Here is a 16,531-nt window from a genome sequence, read left to right as displayed (position 1 = left end):
CGATGACCGATCGGATGCTCCTGCGCGCGGGGCACGTGCTGTCGATGGACCCCGGCATCGGGGACCTGCCACAGGGGGACGTCCTCATCGAGGACGGGAGGATCACGGCGGTGGAGCGGGAGATCAGCGCCGATGCCGAGGTGCTCGACATGACCGGCCGCATCGTGATCCCCGGGTTCGTCGACACCCACCGCCACACCTGGGAGGCGTCCATCCGCAACGTCGCCCCGGACGCCACCCTGGACGACTACTTCGTCGACATCCTCGACACCTTCGCACCGCTGTACACCCCGGAGGACGTGTACGCGGCCAACCTCGCGGGATCGCTGGAGTGCCTCAACGCCGGCATCACGACCCTGGTCGACTGGTCCCACATCAACAACACACCCGAACACCCGGACGCGGCGATCCAGGGCCTCGCGGAGAGCGGGATCCGCGCGCAGTACGCGTACGGCAGCGCCAACACCTCCCTCGCCGACTACTGGTTCGAGAGCAAGATCGCGATCCCCGGCGACGACGTACGGCGGATCCGAGGCAAGTACTTCGCCTCCGACGACGGCCTGCTCACCATGGCCCTCGCCACCCGCGGCCCCGGCTTCTGCGTCAACGACGTCGTCACCGCCGAGTGGGCCCTCGCCCGCGACCTGGACATCCCGATCACCGTGCACGTGGCGATGGGACGGCTGGCGGGCCGCTTCGGCATGGTCAGGCAACTGCACGACCTGGGGCTCCTCGGCGCCGACACCACCTACATCCACTGCTGCTACTTCCACGAGGACGAGTGGCGGATGGTCGCCGACAGCGGCGGCACGGTGTCGATCGCGCCGCAGGTCGAGGCGCAGATGGGGCACGGCTGGCCGCCGGTGATGAAGGCCATCGAGTACGGACTGCGGCCCTCCCTCAGCATCGACGTCGTCACCACCGTGCCCGGCGACATGTTCACCCAGATCCGCGCGGCGTTCGGCGCCGAGCGCGCCCGCGTCAACGCCGACTGCTGGAAGGCCAACCTGCCCGTTCCGGAGACCATGTTGACGGCACGTCAGATGCTGGAGATCGCGACGCGCAACGGTGCCCACGTCGCGGGCCTCGAGGACCGCACCGGATCGCTGACCCCCGGTAAGCGCGCCGACGTCGTCGCGATCGACGCCACCGCGCTGAACGTCGCGCCCGTGCACGACGCGGCCGCCGCGGTGACGCTGTCGGCGGACGTCTCCAATGTCGACACGGTCATCGTGGACGGCGTGATCCACAAGCGCGACGGCAGGCTGGTGGCCGACGTCGACCGGGCCCGGCGACTGGTCCAGGAGTCCCGCGACCGGCTCCTGGCCGCGAAGGAGGCGAAGAACGCCGCATGACCCGACACCTGGTGCGCCGTGCCGTCGACGCCCCGGAGCCGCCGTACGACGAACGCGGTTACCGGCGGCGGACGTTGGTCGGCGAGGACGACGGCAGTGTGCACACCGGCTTCGGCCTGTGCGGGGTACGGCCCGACGGCCGGGTCGCGGCCCATGTGCACTCGTACGAGGAGAGCTTCCATGTGCTCTACGGGGCTGTGATCCTCGATGTTCCCGACGGGTCGTACCGCCTCGAAGAGGGCGACTACGGGCTCCTTCCCATCGGCGTCCCGCACGCCTGGCGCGGCGCCGGGGACGTCGCCGGACGCTGGGCCGACATGCTCGCCCCCGTGCCGCGGGCCCGCTACGGCCACGACAACCAGGCGGTGCCCGCGCTGCCCGAGCGCGACCCCGTCCGCATCGACGTCCGCGACCCGCGCACGCGGTCCTTCGGCCACTTCGAACCCGCGCAGATGGACCCCGGCAAGCAGTCCCAGGACCTGCTCGCGGTGTCGGCGAGCATGCGTACCGCGCTGCTCGTGTACAGCGGGATCACCGTGAAGATGATGGTCGACGGCGATCTCGGCGCGGTCGCCTCGACGATGTTCATGGTGCAGTACGCCCCCGACGGCGTCGCGGGCACGCACGACCACCCCTTCGAGGAGACGTACCTGTTCCTCGAGGGCGTCGTGGACGCCACCTTCGACGCCGAGCGGTACCGGCTGGGGCCCGGTGACGTGGCTTGGGCGGGCGCGGGATGTGTGCACGGGTTCGCCAACGCGGGGGAGGGGCCGCTGCGTTGGCTCGAGACACAGGCGCCGCAGCCGCCGTCGCGCCACTCCTACCGGTTCACGCGGGACTGGGAGTACCTGAGGGAGGCCCTGGGGTCATGAGCGGTGTGGTGGTTGTGGGCGGGACGTCCGGGATCGGCCGCGAGTTCGCCCGCTTCCGTGCGGGCCGGGGTGACGAGGTGGTGCTCACGGGCAGGGACGCCCATCGCGCCGACACGGTGGCCAAGGAGGTCGGCGCCGCACGGGGCATCGCCCTCGATCTGGCGCAGCCGCGTGGGATCGCCGCCGCGCTGGCCGGCGTCGAGCGCGTGGACCACCTGGTGATCGCCGGGGTGTCACGGGACGACAACCGGGTCGCCGAGTACGACATCGACGCGGCCCTGCGTCTGGTCACCCTCAAGCTCGTCGGGTACACCGAGGTCGTGCACGCCCTGCGGCCCCGGCTGCACGACGACAGCGCGATCGTGCTGTTCGGCGGCCAGGCCAAGGAGCGCCCGTATGCGGGGGCGACGACGGTGGCGACCGTGAACGCGGGGGTCGGCGGGCTGGTGAACACCCTCGCGGTCGAGCTGGCCCCCGTCCGGGTCAACGCGGTGCATCCCGGAGTCGTGGGCGACAGCCCTTACTGGCTGGGCAAGCCCGAGGAAGTGCGGGCGGGGCTGCGGGCCAGAACACCCACCGGGCGGCTCGCCACGATGGGTGACGTGGTGGACGCCGTGGACTTCCTGCTGCGCAACCGGTCGGTCAACGCGGTCGAACTCGCCGTGGACGGGGGCTGGTTGCTCGGCTGAGCGGGCCAGGGGGCAGCGCCCTGTGCGGGAGTCAGCGCTTGCGGCCGACCGCGCCGTACAGCGAGACGGGCCCCACTTCCTCCCCGTTCCCGTCCTCGCCGGGCCGCCAGTCCGACAGCGACACGATGCCCGGCTCAAACAGCTCGAGCCCCTTGAAGAACCGGCCCATCTCGCCGTGCGAGCGGGCCACGAGCGTCACCCCGCTCGCCGTGTAGGCCGCGATACCCCGGTTGACGTTCTCCGGATCGAAGTCCGCCGTCATCGCCGACAGCACCAGACAGCTGTCCGGCGCCAGCGCGCCGACCAGGGTGTCCACGAGGTCATGGGCGCCGTCGTCGTCCGCGATGAAGTGCAGGAGCGCGATCATGGACAGGGCGACGGGCCGGCCGAGGTCCAGGACGGACGCGGCCCGTTCGAGAATCCGCTCCGGCTCGCGCGCGTCGGCCTGGACGTACTCGGTCGCGCCTTCCGCCGTGCCGTGCAGCAGCGCTTCCGCGTGAGCGAGGACGATCGGGTCGTTGTCGACGTACAGCACGCGCGCGTCCGGGACGACGGACTGGGCGATCTGGTGCAGGTTTGGCTCGGTCGGGATGCCGGAACCGACGTCGAGGAACTGGCGGATCCCCGTCTCCCGGACGACGGCACGCGTGGCCCGTTCCATGAACCGGCGGTTGGCACGGGCATGCCGCGGCGCGTCGCCCTGCATCGCGGTGATCTGTCGCCCGAGTTCCTCGTCGACCGGGTAGTTGTCCTTGCCGCCGAGGAACCAGTCGTAGACGCGGGCCGGGTGCGGCCTGCTCGTGTCGATCCTGGGTACGGCCGGCTCGGTCCCGGTCACACAGGTCTCCTCTGCTCGACGGCGTCTGCTTGACAGCGGCGTGCTGCGAGCAAGTCTTTCACGATCATGCGGCTCGGCGGAGGCTGTCTTCGGCCACCTCCTTGTCGAGCGAGGCCCGCACCAACGCGGCGGCGAGCACGGCCGGTTCGGTGTTCCCGGCCAGGTCGGCCAGCCGGTCCGCGTCCTCGGGCAGACCGAGCCGCCGCGCGCCTGAGAGCGCCTTGGCGTCGAGGTAGGGCGCCACTTCCGGCCAGACCCGCTGGGCCTCGCGCAGGAAGATGTCGGCGCCGGCCGGGCCGATGCCGGGGAACTCCTGGAGCAGGCGGCGCAGTTCGGCGATGTCGCCGTCCGCCTCCTTCCGCAGCCGCCGCAGGTCCCCGCCCCACCGGTCGGCCAACAGCTCAGCGGCGTCGCCGAGTTGGGTCGCGGTCCGCTCGTCGTAGCGCCGGTAGCCACCGCGGCCCAGCGCGTCCACGCGCTCCTGCCAGTCGGCGTCGGCCATCCGGCGCGGATCGCGCAGGCCCGCGTCGTACAGGGCGCGGGCGCTGTCGACGGCGATGGAGCCGCGGATCCTGGCGCTGAGCAGATGCGCCAGCACCAGCAGCCGGTACAGCGGTTGCGGGGTGTCTTTCAGCGGGATGCCCGCCTCTTCGGCGAACGTCTGCCCGTGCGCGTGGACGAGCTCCCGTACGACGCGCTTGTTGTCGCTCATGGCTTCAACGGGTCGTGGCCGATCGTCATCAGCTGATGCCGACGGCGGGTCTGTTCGGGTTCGGGTTCGTTCTCGAGGTCCGCCTCGGCGGTGACGGTGTCCACGACGTCGTACATCACCTGGATGTCGTCGTCCGTGAGGTCCGTGCGCCGCTTCTGGAGGATCGCGAGGACGTGCTGCCCGGTGGGCGTGCCGGCCTGGTCCGGCAGCGGCTCGGTCTCCTCGTCCGCGTCACTGACCCGCAGCCAGGCGGCCAGCTCCTGCGAGGTCATGTTCACCACACGGTGGAAGTCCTCCCACAACGTGTCGAGTTCGAGGGCGTCGGTCACGGTGTGCCCCTTCTCTCGGGTTCGGCTTCTCTTCGGGCGGTACGGCCGTGTCACTCGCCGCGCGGCCAGTTCTCCGCGTCGAACATCCAGCGCTGCTTCTCCAGCTCGCTCGTGATGCCGATCAGCAGGTCCTGCGTCACCGGGTCCGGCTCGGCGGTCGCGGCGACGCGTTCGCGGAGCCGTTCGATGGCCGCCTCCAGAGTGTCGACGATGAGCTGGACGACCTCGGTGTCGCGCACCCAGCCCTCCTTGGGGCCGGGCAGGGTGTAGGCCGCGGCGATCGTCTCCGGCCGTCCGTCGGGCGGGACGCCGAGTGCGGCGGAGCGCTCCGCGACCGTGTCGGCGAACGCGCGGGCCACGGACACCACGTCGTCGAGCTGGAGATGGATCGAGCGGAAGCGCGGGCCCACGATGTTCCAGTGCGCCTGCTTCCCGATCAGCGAGAGCCCGAGAAGATCGACGAGAGTGCTCTGCAACGCGTCCGCGGCCACGCGGCGGGCCGGTTCGGGGAGCGTGCTCTTGACCACAGTCATACCGAGCTCCTCCTTCTTCTGGCGGCTTGCTCCATGCGGGCGCGGGTGCCCAGGGCGAACCGGCGCAAACGCGACACGTCTCAGCGTGCGAGCACCTCGTCCAGGAAGTGGACGAGATCCGCGAACACCTCGCGCTTGTTCGTCTCGTGGAACACCTCGTGCCGGGCGCCCGCGTAAACGCGCTCGGTCAGCTCCTCCCCGCGCACCTCCTCGATGCCGGTGCGGCTGCCGGGGAGCGGGACGAGGCGATCGTCGCCGCCGTGCAGCCACAGCAGCGGCACATGCCTGATGCCGCCGCCCTTGGACACGGTGTCCAGCATCCGGGCGAACGCCTCCACCGTCGGCCGCTTCATCGGGCCGTGCCAGACCAGCGGATCCGCCGCGTACTCCAGGCCCACTTCGGGGTCGCGGGACAGCGCGGCCGGGTTGATGGGTGTGTCGGGGATCGCGTCCATGGCGAGCAGTCGCCGGGGCAGTTCCCAGTCGCCGATCACGGGCCCGGACAGGATGAGGGCGGCGAGCTCGTGGCCGTGGAGCTGTGCGTAACGGGCCGCGATCAGGCCGCCCATGGAGTGCCCGATCATGACGACCGGCACGCCCGGATGCGCGGCCCGGGCCAGGTCGGCGACGGCGTGCACGTCGGCGACCACGTCCTCGAAGTCCTCGATCACCACGCGCTCGCCCGCCGACCGCCCGTGCCCGGCGTGATCGGGGCCGAACACGGCCGCGCCGTGCGTGACCAGGAGGTCCGCCACCTCGGCGTACCGGCCGACATGCTCCCCGTAGCCATGGATCACCAGCGCCAGGCAGCGGGGTCGCGGGTTCGGCCATTCCCGTACGACGATCGTTCCCCGGCTTCCGTCGAGGACGTGCTCGCGGGTGTCGGCCATGGCTCCTCCGTCGGCGTCGGTGAGGGTTCCCGGGGATCTTCCCAGGGCGCGGCGGGTCGGTCTATAGTCCAAAACTAGCGGTGCTAATTAACAGGGTGCCGATCCATACCGCCCGGTCAGGAGATCTGTCGTGCGTCCCGTTCACTTCGCGGCCGCCCGCCGCACCCCCATCGGCAAACTCCGCGGCGCGCTGTCGTCGGTGCGGCCCGACGACCTCGCCGCGACCGTGATCCGGGGCGTCGTCGCGGATGTGCCCGCGCTGGATCCGGCCCGCGTCGACGACGTCTACTGGGGCGCCGCCAACCAGGCCGGCGAGGACAACCGCAACGTCGCCCGGATGGCCGCGCTGCTCGCCGGCCTGCCCGAGTCGGTCCCCGGCGCCACGGTCAACCGCCTGTGCGCGTCCGGCCTGGAGGCGGTGACGACGGCGGCCCGCACCATCGCGGCCGGCGAGGCCGACATCGTGCTCGCCGGCGGCTCCGAGTCCATGAGCCGCGCCCCCTTCGTCCTGCCCCGCCCCGACGAGGCGCTGCCCCACCGCATGGAGACCTTCGACACCCGGCTCGGCTGGCGTCTGGTCAACCCGGCGATGAAGGAGCTGCACGGCCTGCTGGCCATGGGCGAGACGGCCGAGGAGGTCGCCGAGCGGTACGGCGTCCCGCGTGAGCGGCAGGACGAGTTCGCGCTGCGCAGCCACCAACGGGCCGCCGACGCCCGCAAGAACGGCCACTTCGACGACGAGATCCTGCCCGTGCCGCGCCCGGACGGGGTGCTGGTCGACAGCGACGAGTGCATCCGCGAGGACACTTCGTACGAGAAGCTGTCGCGGCTGAAGCCGGTCTTCCGCGCGGGCGGCACCGTCACCGCGGGCAACGCCTCACCGATGAACGACGGCGCGGCCGGACTCCTCCTGGTCAGCGAGGAGGCCCTGAACGACCTGGGCCTGGAGTCCCTCGGCCGCTATGTGGCCGGCGCCTCGGCCGGCGTCCACCCCGACGTCATGGGCATCGGCCCCGTCCCCGCCACCCGCAAGGCCCTCGCCCGCGCCGACTGGACGGTCGCCGACCTCCAGGAGGCCGAGTTCAACGAGGCGTTCGCGGCCCAGGCGCTCGCGTGCGTGGACCAGCTCGGCATCGATCCCGAGCTGGTCAATCCGAGCGGCGGCGCGATCGCGCTGGGCCACCCGCTGGGCTGCTCCGGCGCACGGATCCTGACGACGCTGCTGCACCGGATGCGCCGGACGGGGGCGGAGCGGGGGCTGGCGACGATGTGTGTCGGCGTCGGGCAGGGGAGTGCGGTGCTGGTGGAGAGGCACTAGCGATCTCCCGACTGGCGAGACGGTCCTTACCCGTACCGGTTGTCCGGACATAGCATCGGTCTCCGCATGGACACGATGACTCTGTGGCACATCACCGGCTGGGAGTTCGCCGCGCTCGCCTTCGCGGCCCTGCTCGTCGGCTTCTCCAAGACGGCCGTGAGTGGGGCCAACACGGTCAGCCTCGCGATCTTCGCCGCCGTGCTGCCCGCCCGCGCCTCCACCGGCGTCCTGCTGCCGGTCCTGATCGCCGGGGACATGCTCGCCGTCCTCACCTACCGACGGCACGCCCACTGGCCCACGCTGTGGCGGCTGTTCCCCGCGGTCGCGGCCGGCGTCGTCTTCGGCACGGTGTTCCTGATGTGGGCGGACGACGGGATCGTGCGTACGTCGATCGGCGCGATCCTGCTGATGATGGCCGCCGTGACGGTCTGGCGCCGCCGCACGGCCGAGAAGGAGGACGAACCGGACTCGGTCGGCACGCGGGCCGGCCGCGTCAAGGCCCGCTCGTACGGCGTCCTCGGCGGCTTCACCACGATGGTCGCCAACGCGGGCGGCCCCGTGATGTCGATGTACCTGCTGTCGGCCGGCTTCCGGAAGCTCGGCTTCCTGGGAACCTCGGCCTTCTTCTTCCTCATCGTCAATGTCTCCAAGGTGCCCTTCAGCGTCGGCCTCGGCCTGATCGACGGCCCCTCACTGCTGCTGGACGCCGCGCTGGTGGTGTTCGTGGTGCCCGGTGCGCTTTTCGGCAAATGGGCTGTGAACCGAATCAACCAGCGACTGTTCGAGCAACTCGTGATAGCGGCGACGGTCGTGGGCGGCATACAGCTACTGCTGCGCTGACCGCTCCCGCAGGTCCGTCAGCAGCGCCGGCAGATCGGCGAAGGAGTCGATCACATGATCGGGCTCGCCGCTCGCGCCCCGGTGCGTCTCCGGCAGGTACTTGCCGGTCCTGACCAGTACTCCCGTGACGCCGGCCCGCTGCGCCGCCAGCACATCCGACTCGATGTCGTCACCGACCATCACCGCCTCGCGCGCGCCCACCCCCACATGCGCCAGCGCCGCCTCGAAGAACGCGGCCGACGGCTTCCCCGTGATCTCCGCCTCGACCCGCGCGGCCTTCTCCAGACCGACCAGGAACGCGCCGGTGTCGAGCTGCAACCCGTCGTCCGTACGCCAGTACAGATTCCGGTGCATGGCCACCAGCCGCGCCCCACGCTGCACCTGCCCGAAGGCCCGGTTGAGCACCGCGTAGCCGAACTCGGGCCCGGCGCCTCCGATGACCACGACGTCCGGAGCCTCGTGCTCCGTTTCCCCTTCCCCACCGACGAGAGTGATCCCGCCCAGATCCTCCTCGATGTCCCCGCTGTTCAGCAGTGCACACCGCGCCCCCGGACAGTGCTCGACGAGATACGCGGCGGTGACGGCCGGCGCGGTCAGGATGTCCTCGGCGGACACCGGGAACCCTGCCTCCACCAGCACCCGGGCGATCGACGCCCGCGTCCGCGACGTCGTGTTGGTCACCAGCGCGACACCGAGGCCGGCATCGCGGATCTCCCGCAGCGCCTCGACCGCCCCGGGCAGCGGCTGCCACGAGACGGTGAGGACCCCGTCGATGTCAATCAGGACAGCACGTACGGATCCCATACGAGGGACGATAGCCACCGACCGGCACGGCACCGCTCAGGGAGCGATCCCGACACCCGCGATCCTGCCCCAGGCCCGCTCCTGAGCCTGCGTCATGGCCGGCCACCGCAGCCTGCCCGGCCGCGGCTCGACACGCGAGGCGTACGGCGACGGGCGGTACTCCGGGTCGTAGAAGCAGCCGGTGCCATAGGTGAGGTCGAACGTCGCGCACGAGGCCTGGATCGACCGGACCGTGGGCCTCTCACCCGTCCGCACCCACGAGTCCAGCGCCGCCATGGAGGTGGCGGACTCGGCGTCGCTCAGCACACTGTGCTCACGCTCCCGCGTGAACGTCTGCACCAGGTTCTCGTCCCGGTCGGCCCCGCGCAGCGTGTCCCGGTACGCCGCCTGGTGCTCCACGAACACCGTCGGATCGTCGATCGCGTGCAGGGTCAGCACAGGGATCGAGACCTCGCCGGTGAGATCGCTGTCGTACGACAGATCGCGTACGGCCGTCGGGTCCGGGGCGAAGCGCTCGACGCCGGCGTTGAGCGCCTTGTCGTCGTGCGACCCGGAGTACCGGACGCCCTGGTTGCCGAACGGATTCCGGCCTCCGAGGCGGTGGTGCACGATGTCCCGGAAGGTGAAGGTCGACCACCGCAGATGCGACTCCAGCGTGCGCTCCGGGATCTTCGTGACGGCCAGGATGTCGTCGAGGTTGCGCTGCTGCAGAGCGGTCCGCTCCCGGGGCGGCGACGCGTAGCCGGTGCACTCCTGCAGCCGGGCGCGCAGATCGGCGGTCGTCATCGTCGAGTCGGCGCGCAGCCCCTGCCACAGCGGGTACTGCGGCTCGGTCGGGCGGGGGTGGTTGCCGCAGTAGTACTGGTAGACGACGCGCAGGTCGACGCGGTAGTCGTAGCCGCGCGAGCCACCGGCGAGGACGCCGTTGGTGAGCAGCGCCCCGTCGTACGCCCCCGGCCGCCTGCCGTAGGTCTCCACGACCTTCGCGGCGACGTTCCCGCCCCACGACTGGCCGTGCACATACGTCCGCCGCGGCGTGCCGAACTCCTCGACGAACAGCCGGCGCACGCTCTCGACGTCGGCGGCGGCCATGCGCGTCCCGTAGCCGCCCCGGCGATACGACGAACCCGCCCAGGCGTAGCCCTCCTTCACCATGACGGACCAGCGGCGCAGATCGTCGGGGCTGCGGGCGGGGTCGGAGCCCGCACCGAGATCGGGGCCGCCGTGGGCGTGCACGACGAGGGAGCCGTTCCAGTCGTCGGGCACGGCGATCGCGTAGTACGCACCGTTGGAGTCGCGTCCGGCGTAACAGGCGGCCTTGTCCTTCAGATCGGCCGGGCACTCGGCGCGAGACGGTCCCGCCGTCTCCCCCCGGGCGTTCGAGGCCCCGACGAGGATGCCGACGGTGAGGACTCCGGCCAGCACGGCGGCCAGCGTCGTACGCCGCCGCGGGGCCGGTGGAACAGACCTGCGGATCACTGCCTGCGTTCTCGTCCAGTCCAAGACGCTGCTCCTCGTCCTCGTCGGCGCGTCGTCGAGCCGTGCGCCGCGATGCTAGGGAGGGACGGGGTGCGGAACCACGATCTGATCGTTGTGTTCATAGTGTTCACGCGACCGGCCCAAGGCCGGGGCGAGGGCACGGCCGGCCTCGCCTCACCGCGCGCGTGCGGACCCGGCGCCCCGCTCCCCGCGCCGGACCTCGTACGCTCCCCCCATGTCCCCCCGCCACATCCTGATCCTCGGCGGCACCACCGAGGCCCGCGAACTCGCCGCCGCGCTCACGGCGCACCCGGGCGTGCGGGTCACGACCTCGCTCGCGGGGCGGGTGTCACGGCCCGGCGGGGTCGAGGGGGAGGTGCGGATCGGCGGCTTCGGCGGAGCGGAGGGCCTGGCCGGCTGGCTGCGCGCCGAGCAGGTCGACACCGTCGTCGACGCGACGCATCCCTTCGCCGAGTCGATCACGGCCAACGCGGCCCGCGCGGCGACGGCGACCGGCGTGCCGGCGGTGGTCCTGCGCCGCCCGGGATGGCGACCGGGCCCCGAGGACCACTGGCACGAGGTCGCGTCGCTCGGCGAAGCCGCCGCGGTGCTGCCGAGCCTCGGTCAACGGATCTTCCTGACCACGGGCCGCCTGGGCCTGGCGGCCTTCGCCCACCTGACGGACCTGCGCTTCCTCGTACGCTCCGTCGACCCGCCCGAGCCCCCGATGCCCCCGCACACCGAAGTGCTCCTGGCCCGCGGCCCGTTCACGGTGACCGACGAGACGGCCCTCCTGCGCCGGCACCGCATCGACGTCCTGGTCACCAAGGACAGCGGCGGAGCGGCGACCTCGGCCAAACTCACGGCCGCCCGCCGGCTCACCCTCCCGGTCGTCGTCGTACGACGCCCCCCGCTCCCGGCGGGCGTGGCGGCGGTCCCGGACGTGGCGGGGGTACTGGAACGGCTCGGCCTCACCCCGTGACGACCGAGGCACGCATGCGGTCGATGGCGCGCAGGACCTCGTCGCGGTTCTTCGCCTGCTTGATCCAGGCGGGCAGCCGTGCGACGTAGGTCATCTTCCGGCCGTGCTCGTACCAGGGCGGCCGCTCCCGCAGCGATGCGGCCACGAACGGCCTGAGCAGGTCCAGGTGTTCGAGGTTGTAGGCCCACACCTCTCCATGCCTGGTCTCGGTCCGCAACCACGGCACGGGGTGCACGCACCGCCCCTGGGCACACGGCGAGTTCCCTGCGAGGCCGCAGGACAGGCAGACCAGACGCCGCTGCGAGTACGTCGTGCCGTCGGCGTCCGGCGCGAAGGCGGGGCGCCTGTCGTAGCGGGCGATGCCGTCGCAGCGCGGGCAGCGCACCAGCATCGAGTCGGTGAACTGGTACAGCTCGCTGAGGGGATCGCGGAATCGCACCGGCGTGGCGGACATGCCGCGAGTATCACAGCGGACCACCACGCCCCGCACCCGGGTTTCAGCGTGACGGGCTCAGCGCCAGCTCCCTTGCCTCCGCCTCCGTGCGGCTTACCGATGAGCTCGGCCTCGCGGGCTCCCGCCGGGGTGGGCGAGGAGGGAGCCGTCGCGGGTGAGGTAGCCCTCGTCGATCACTGCCCCCGCGGTCGACTCCGCCCCCCGGCGGTCCACTGCCGCCCGCGTTCCGGCTACCGCTCCTTCGGGTTCCTGCGCAGCAGATACGTGTCCATGATCCAGCCCTTGCGCTCCCGCGCCTCGGCGCGCAGCCGCTCGATGCGGGGCGCGGCCTCGGCGATCGGGCCGGAGGCGAGGATCTCGTCAGGGGTGCCCAGGTACGCGCCCCAGTAGATGTCGATGTCCTGGCCGGCGTACTTCCGGAAGGCCTGGTGGGCGTCGAGCATCACGACCACGTCGTCCACGCCCTCCGGAAAGCCCTCGGCCAGCCGCCGACCGGTCGTGATCTGCACGGGCCGGGCGACCCGGTTGAGCCCCGTCCGATGCCTGGCGACGAGCGAGGACACACTGCTGATGCCGGGCACGACGTCGTACTCGAAGTCCACCGCGCCCTTGTCCAGGACCTCCTCCAGGATCCCGAGCGTGCTGTCGTACAGCGCGGGATCACCCCACACCAGGAACGCGCCCGTCTCCTCCTCGCGCAGCTCCTCCGCGATCAGCCGCTCGTAGATCCCGGCACGGGCACTGCGCCAGTCCCCGACGGCGGGAGAGTACGCGGTACCACCGGCCGAGCGGTCCCGCTCGGGATCCCGGGCCTCCACGACCCGATACGTCCCCTCAGGTATGTGCGCGTCCAGCATGTCCCGGCGCAGCCGCGTGAGGTCCGACTTCACCTCGCCCTTGTCGAGGATGAAGAACACGTCCGTACTCCGCAGTGCCCTGACCGCCTGGAGGGTCAGCTGCTCGGGGTCGCCCGCGCCGATACCGATGACATGAATCTTTCGCACGCCCTGAGTCTGCCGTACGGCACTGACAGGGAGGTCACCGCGTCCGAGGTCGCGGTACGTCCGAGGGCGCGCTGCCGCCCGGTCGGGGACAGGGCGGCGTACGGCCTCAGGCCCGAAGCCGCGGTGCCCGAGCCCCCGCGTCCACGGCCCCGGTACCCCGCTCCACATGCTCGGCCAGGGCCCGCGCCCACCCGGCGAGCCCGCCCAGGTCCATCCCGTACGGCTGCGCGCGCCCCGAGGCCGACGCCCACTCCTCGACCGCCCCGGCCCCGCGCCGCAGCAGCCGCGCCCCACCTGTCACATTGCCCCGGGCCGCGTGGGTGAGTCCCACCGCGAGCTGGGCGAGCCCCCGCCACAGGGCCCGCTCCTCCTCGGGCCCCGACTTCCAGGCGTCCTCGAAGACCTCGTGCGCGTGGAAGGGCTTCCCCGCGTCGAGCAGCTCCTGAGCCTCCGTGACGCTCTGCTCGGGGGTGCGTACGACTCCCTCGGGCTGTCGCTCCACACCCGCCGAGCCGTACGGCAGCGGCCGCCCGAGCCCGTCCCGCGGCCGGGCGTTGCGCGCCCGCCCCTCGTCGTCCCGGTCCCGCGCGCCGGCCGGCCGTCCTGAGGATGAGGATGTAGTGCCCATACGTCGATTGTCCCGCCCCGCCGGGCCGTCTTCGAAGCGGCCCGCTACGTGGGGTAAAGTGCTGTTCGCGCGATCACGCGGTTCACCGCGCGAGGCGCACCGGGACGTGGCGCAGCTTGGTAGCGCACTTGACTGGGGGTCAAGGGGTCGCAGGTTCAAATCCTGTCGTCCCGACTTTACGAAGTCGCACTGCGCAGAGGCCGCATCGGAGAGATCCGATGCGGCCTCTGTGTGAGGGGGACGGGGCGGGGGCTCGATGCGAACGATTCCGGTGACGGTGGCGTGTGTGCTCGTCGGGGTCGCGCTCACCGGATGCTCGGGCGGTGACGGCGGCGCGGAGAAGTCCGCGGCCGACCTGCTCGACGAGGCCAACGACACGATGCGCACGTTGCGTTCCGTGACCGTCGACATGAGCAACACCGCGGACAGCGGCACGGTGTCGATGCGCCTGCGGACCGATCTGAAGGACCGGTGCACGGCGAAGACCACCTGGGGCGAGAACGGCAGCCTCGACCAGATCAGGATCGGTGAGACGGACTACGTCCGCCCGGACGAGACGTACCTCGAGAACTGGAGCGGACGGACGATCGACGGTCTCGGGGTGAAGCGGTGGGCCAAGGTGCCCGCCGACGAGGCACAGCCCGGCGACGGACTGGCCGCGTGCACCTGGACGTTCGAGTCGTTCGGCAAGGCCAGGAAGGGCGCGGCAACCCGCGTCGACGACTGGGAGGCGGTGGCCGTGCACGTCACGGACAAGGCGGACAAGGAAGGGACGTACACCTTCTATGTGGCCACCGAGGGCGAGCCCCACCTGCTGAGGGTCGTCCACAAGGGCGGCGGAAACGTCACCACCACGTCGTTCAGCGCCTTCGACGAGCCGTTGGACATCCGGCCGCCCGCCTCGGCACAGGTGCTGGACAAGGCCGACGTCGAGGGCTGACACCCGGACGTCCCGCCCCCTCGACACCGGCCCGCGCGACGCGGGCCGGGTCCGGATGGTAGAAGCGGGCCATGACCAACACGCTCATCCACCCGGCCGTCCCCCGATGACCGCCGGCATCGACACCCCCGACCGCCGCGGCCGCACCGGACTGGACCAGGCCGGCCGGGACCTGACCGGCAACCCCCGCGTAAAGGTGCGGGACGTCAAGCTGCTCTCCAGCCACTGGTACGTGGAGCGCGCCACCACCTTCGACTTCCAGCACGCCGACGGCACCTGGAGCACCCAGCAGCGCGAGACGCACGACCGCGGCAACGGGGCCACGATGCTGCTGTACGACGCCGAACGCGAAACCGTCCTGCTCACGCGCCAGTTCCGCTTCCCGGTGTATGTCAACGGGCACCCCGACGGCATGCTCGTCGAGACGCCGGGCGGGCTGCTCGACGACGATGACGAGCACCCGGAGATCGCCGTGCGGCGCGAGGTGGTGGAAGAGACCGGGCACACCATCGGCGAGGTCCAGCATGTCTTCGACGTCTACATGAGCCCGGGCTCGGTCACTGAGCGCGTCAGCTTCTACGCCGCCGCCTACGGCCCCTCGACCCGCACGCACGAGGGCGGTGGGCTGGACGAGGAGGGCGAGGACATCGAGATCCTCGAACTGCCCTTCCGCCGGGCCCTGGAGATGATCCGGACCGGTGAGATCGCCGATGCCAAGACCATCATGCTGCTGCAATGGGCCGCGCTGGAGGGCCCGTTCGCCAAGTGACCGCCCGGTCCCGCAGCCCCTTGACTTGAAGTGCGCTTCAAGATGAAGACTCCCGTTCGTGCCCCAAAAGCGGGCGCACGAACGGGAGGGGACTCATCCATGAAGTACCGCACCATCGGCACCACCCCGAACAACCGCCGCGAGGTCAGCGTGCTCGCGCTCGGCGCGATGCTCTTCGGCTCGCAGACCGACGAGGAGACCTCCTTCGCCGTACTCGACCGCTATGTCGAGGCCGGCGGGAACTTCATCGACACGTCCGACAACTACGCCTTCTGGACCGACGGCGGCCAGGGCGGACAGAGCGAGGAACTGCTGGGCCGGTGGCGGCGCAGCCGCGGCGTCGGTGACGAGATCGTCATCGCCACCAAGCTCGGCGCCCGCCCCCTGGCCCCCGGCACCGGCTATGTCGACAACGCCGAGGGCCTGTCGGCGAAGGTGATCCGCGAGTCCGCCGAGCGCAGCCGTGACCGGCTCGGCGTCGCGAAGCTGGACCTGCTCTACGCCCACATCGAGGACCACAGGGTGCCGTTGCGGGAGACCGTCGAGGGGTTCGCCGAGCTGGTCGCCGAGGGCACCGTCGGTCTCCTCGGGGTCAGCAATCACGCGATCTGGCGGGTGGAGCGGGCTCGCGCCCTCGCCGCCGCGGCGGGCCTCGCCGGCTACGAGGTCCTCCAGTACGCCCACAGCCACCTGCGGCCCCGCTTCGACGTCCCTGATGGCGGCCTGTTCCCCGACGGCAGCCTCGGCCACGCCGGCCCGGAGCTGCTGAGCTATCTGCGCGCCGAGTCCGGCCTGACGCTGGTCGCCTACTCTCCGCTGCTCAAGGGCGCCTACACGCACCCCGACCGGCTGCCCGCGGACTTCGACCACCCGGGAACCCCGGCCCGGCTGAACGTCCTGCGCGAGGTGGCGAAGGAGACCGGGGCCACCCTCAACCAGGTCGTCCTGGCCTGGCAGATCGGTGCCGAGCTGCCGATCGTCCCGCTGGTCGGAGCGTCGTCCGTGGCCCAGCTGGAGGAGAGCCTGGCCGCCGTGGACCTGGAGCTGACCCCGGAGCAGCGGGCCCGGCTCGACGCGGCCCACTGACCACACCGG

General features: G+C 71.5%; 19 protein-coding genes and 1 tRNA gene. 10 read left to right on the top strand and 10 right to left on the bottom strand.

The features are described 5' to 3' along the window. Positions 1-2: 2 nt before the first annotated feature. The 3 genes from IF78_RS0111810 to IF78_RS0111800 are packed head-to-tail and all read left to right on the top strand — an operon-like array spanning position 3 to position 2,916. Positions 3-1,355 (top strand): amidohydrolase family protein, encoded by a 1,353-nt coding sequence (locus IF78_RS0111810; protein WP_031481138.1) that lies wholly within the window; start codon positions 3-5, stop codon positions 1,353-1,355. Beyond that, entirely contained in the window at positions 1,352-2,227 is an 876-nt protein-coding gene (locus IF78_RS0111805; protein WP_031481139.1) for a cupin domain-containing protein, read from the top strand. The genes IF78_RS0111810 and IF78_RS0111805 overlap by 4 nt, the downstream gene beginning before the upstream one ends. Further along, positions 2,224-2,916, top strand: coding sequence for an SDR family oxidoreductase (locus tag IF78_RS0111800; RefSeq protein WP_031481140.1), 693 nt, complete (start codon positions 2,224-2,226; stop codon positions 2,914-2,916). The genes IF78_RS0111805 and IF78_RS0111800 overlap by 4 nt, the downstream gene beginning before the upstream one ends. Before the next feature lie 31 nt (positions 2,917-2,947). Here IF78_RS0111800 and IF78_RS0111795 read toward each other — a convergent pair whose 3' ends face one another. The 5 genes from IF78_RS0111795 to IF78_RS0111775 form a co-directional block, all read right to left on the bottom strand. Then, on the bottom strand, positions 2,948-3,754 hold the full coding sequence (locus IF78_RS0111795) for an SAM-dependent methyltransferase (protein ID WP_031481141.1): 807 nt from the start codon (positions 3,752-3,754) through the stop codon (positions 2,948-2,950). 64 nt (positions 3,755-3,818) lie between these two features. Further along, a complete protein-coding gene (locus IF78_RS0111790) occupies positions 3,819-4,466 on the bottom strand; it encodes an HhH-GDP family DNA glycosylase (RefSeq protein ID WP_031481142.1) in 648 nt (215 codons plus the stop codon). Beyond that, positions 4,463-4,795 (bottom strand): DUF3140 domain-containing protein, encoded by a 333-nt coding sequence (locus IF78_RS0111785; RefSeq protein ID WP_031481143.1) that lies wholly within the window; start codon positions 4,793-4,795, stop codon positions 4,463-4,465. Before IF78_RS0111785 ends, IF78_RS0111790 begins: the two co-directional genes overlap by 4 nt. Positions 4,796-4,845: 50 nt before the next feature. Further along, positions 4,846-5,328, bottom strand: coding sequence for a Dps family protein (locus IF78_RS0111780; protein WP_031481144.1), 483 nt, complete (start codon positions 5,326-5,328; stop codon positions 4,846-4,848). An 80-nt stretch (positions 5,329-5,408) separates the two neighbouring features. Further along, complete coding sequence (locus tag IF78_RS0111775) at positions 5,409-6,218, bottom strand: alpha/beta hydrolase (RefSeq protein WP_031481145.1); 810 nt, start codon at positions 6,216-6,218, stop codon at positions 5,409-5,411. A gap of 130 nt (positions 6,219-6,348) precedes the next feature. On the opposite strand from IF78_RS0111775, the gene IF78_RS0111770 reads away from it, so the two are divergent. Continuing rightward, positions 6,349-7,536, top strand: coding sequence for a thiolase family protein (locus IF78_RS0111770; RefSeq protein ID WP_031481146.1), 1,188 nt, complete (start codon positions 6,349-6,351; stop codon positions 7,534-7,536). Positions 7,537-7,602: 66 nt separating this feature from the next. After that, positions 7,603-8,376: a sulfite exporter TauE/SafE family protein gene (locus IF78_RS0111765; RefSeq protein WP_031481147.1), complete on the top strand. Its 774-nt coding sequence runs from the start codon at positions 7,603-7,605 to the stop codon at positions 8,374-8,376. Here IF78_RS0111765 and IF78_RS0111760 read toward each other — a convergent pair. Continuing rightward, a complete protein-coding gene (locus tag IF78_RS0111760; RefSeq protein WP_031481148.1) occupies positions 8,362-9,180 on the bottom strand; it encodes an HAD-IIA family hydrolase in 819 nt (272 codons plus the stop codon). The genes IF78_RS0111765 and IF78_RS0111760 overlap by 15 nt on opposite strands. Positions 9,181-9,216: 36 nt before the next feature. Beyond that, entirely contained in the window at positions 9,217-10,683 is a 1,467-nt protein-coding gene (locus IF78_RS0111755) for an alpha/beta hydrolase family protein (protein WP_031481149.1), read from the bottom strand. Positions 10,684-10,894: 211 nt separating this feature from the next. Here IF78_RS0111755 and IF78_RS0111750 point away from each other — a divergent pair, with 211 nt between their 5' ends. Next, the gene (locus tag IF78_RS0111750; RefSeq protein ID WP_031481150.1) at positions 10,895-11,641 is read left to right on the top strand and encodes a cobalt-precorrin-6A reductase; all 747 of its coding nucleotides are present in this window, start codon (positions 10,895-10,897) and stop codon (positions 11,639-11,641) included. On the opposite strand, the gene IF78_RS0111745 is transcribed toward IF78_RS0111750, so the two are convergent. From IF78_RS0111745 to IF78_RS0111735, 3 genes are all read right to left on the bottom strand, one after another. Further along, the gene (locus tag IF78_RS0111745) at positions 11,631-12,095 is read right to left on the bottom strand and encodes a hypothetical protein (RefSeq protein WP_031481151.1); all 465 of its coding nucleotides are present in this window, start codon (positions 12,093-12,095) and stop codon (positions 11,631-11,633) included. The two genes, IF78_RS0111750 and IF78_RS0111745, sit on opposite strands and share 11 nt — an antisense overlap. Before the next feature lie 230 nt (positions 12,096-12,325). Further along, a complete protein-coding gene (gene cobF, locus IF78_RS0111740) occupies positions 12,326-13,099 on the bottom strand; it encodes a precorrin-6A synthase (deacetylating) (RefSeq protein ID WP_031481152.1) in 774 nt (257 codons plus the stop codon). Positions 13,100-13,205: 106 nt separating this feature from the next. Beyond that, on the bottom strand, positions 13,206-13,727 hold the full coding sequence (locus IF78_RS0111735; RefSeq protein WP_031481153.1) for a DUF309 domain-containing protein: 522 nt from the start codon (positions 13,725-13,727) through the stop codon (positions 13,206-13,208). 100 nt (positions 13,728-13,827) lie between these two features. On the opposite strand from IF78_RS0111735, the gene IF78_RS0111730 reads away from it, so the two are divergent. The 4 genes from IF78_RS0111730 to IF78_RS0111715 all read left to right on the top strand — a co-directional run bounded on the left by IF78_RS0111730 (position 13,828) and on the right by IF78_RS0111715 (position 16,522). After that, a tRNA-Pro gene (locus tag IF78_RS0111730) sits at positions 13,828-13,901 on the top strand. A gap of 82 nt (positions 13,902-13,983) precedes the next feature. After that, complete coding sequence (locus IF78_RS0111725; RefSeq protein WP_031481154.1) at positions 13,984-14,667, top strand: hypothetical protein; 684 nt, start codon at positions 13,984-13,986, stop codon at positions 14,665-14,667. 106 nt (positions 14,668-14,773) lie between these two features. Then, the gene (locus IF78_RS0111720) at positions 14,774-15,436 is read left to right on the top strand and encodes an NUDIX domain-containing protein (protein ID WP_031481155.1); all 663 of its coding nucleotides are present in this window, start codon (positions 14,774-14,776) and stop codon (positions 15,434-15,436) included. Between the two features lie 99 nt (positions 15,437-15,535). Continuing rightward, positions 15,536-16,522 (top strand): aldo/keto reductase, encoded by a 987-nt coding sequence (locus IF78_RS0111715; RefSeq protein WP_031481156.1) that lies wholly within the window; start codon positions 15,536-15,538, stop codon positions 16,520-16,522. The last annotated feature ends 9 nt before the right edge of the window (positions 16,523-16,531 follow it).

The sequence above is a fragment of the Streptomyces bicolor genome (assembly GCF_000719285.1).
Taxonomy (GTDB): Bacteria; Actinomycetota; Actinomycetes; order Streptomycetales; family Streptomycetaceae; genus Streptomyces; species Streptomyces bicolor.
Note: the sequence above shows the minus strand (reverse complement) of the source record. Positions and strands in the feature narration are given on the sequence as shown.

Bases quoted from the DNA above. Each gene is read 5' to 3' on its own strand.
- IF78_RS0111810 (WP_031481138.1), top strand. From the start codon at position 3: ATGACCGATCGGATGCTCCTGCGCGCGGGGCACGTGCTGTCGATGGAC.
- IF78_RS0111805 (WP_031481139.1), top strand. From the start codon at position 1,352: ATGACCCGACACCTGGTGCGCCGTGCCGTCGACGCCCCGGAGCCGCCG.
- IF78_RS0111800 (WP_031481140.1), top strand. From the start codon at position 2,224: ATGAGCGGTGTGGTGGTTGTGGGCGGGACGTCCGGGATCGGCCGCGAG.
- IF78_RS0111790 (WP_031481142.1), bottom strand. From the start codon at position 4,466: ATGAGCGACAACAAGCGCGTCGTACGGGAGCTCGTCCACGCGCACGGG.
- IF78_RS0111780 (WP_031481144.1), bottom strand. From the start codon at position 5,328: ATGACTGTGGTCAAGAGCACGCTCCCCGAACCGGCCCGCCGCGTGGCC.
- IF78_RS0111775 (WP_031481145.1), bottom strand. From the start codon at position 6,218: ATGGCCGACACCCGCGAGCACGTCCTCGACGGAAGCCGGGGAACGATC.
- IF78_RS0111765 (WP_031481147.1), top strand. From the start codon at position 7,603: ATGGACACGATGACTCTGTGGCACATCACCGGCTGGGAGTTCGCCGCG.
- IF78_RS0111760 (WP_031481148.1), bottom strand. From the start codon at position 9,180: ATGGGATCCGTACGTGCTGTCCTGATTGACATCGACGGGGTCCTCACC.
- IF78_RS0111750 (WP_031481150.1), top strand. From the start codon at position 10,895: ATGTCCCCCCGCCACATCCTGATCCTCGGCGGCACCACCGAGGCCCGC.
- IF78_RS0111745 (WP_031481151.1), bottom strand. From the start codon at position 12,095: ATGTCCGCCACGCCGGTGCGATTCCGCGATCCCCTCAGCGAGCTGTAC.
- IF78_RS0111735 (WP_031481153.1), bottom strand. From the start codon at position 13,727: ATGGGCACTACATCCTCATCCTCAGGACGGCCGGCCGGCGCGCGGGAC.
- IF78_RS0111725 (WP_031481154.1), top strand. From the start codon at position 13,984: ATGCGAACGATTCCGGTGACGGTGGCGTGTGTGCTCGTCGGGGTCGCG.
- IF78_RS0111720 (WP_031481155.1), top strand. From the start codon at position 14,774: ATGACCGCCGGCATCGACACCCCCGACCGCCGCGGCCGCACCGGACTG.
- IF78_RS0111715 (WP_031481156.1), top strand. From the start codon at position 15,536: ATGAAGTACCGCACCATCGGCACCACCCCGAACAACCGCCGCGAGGTC.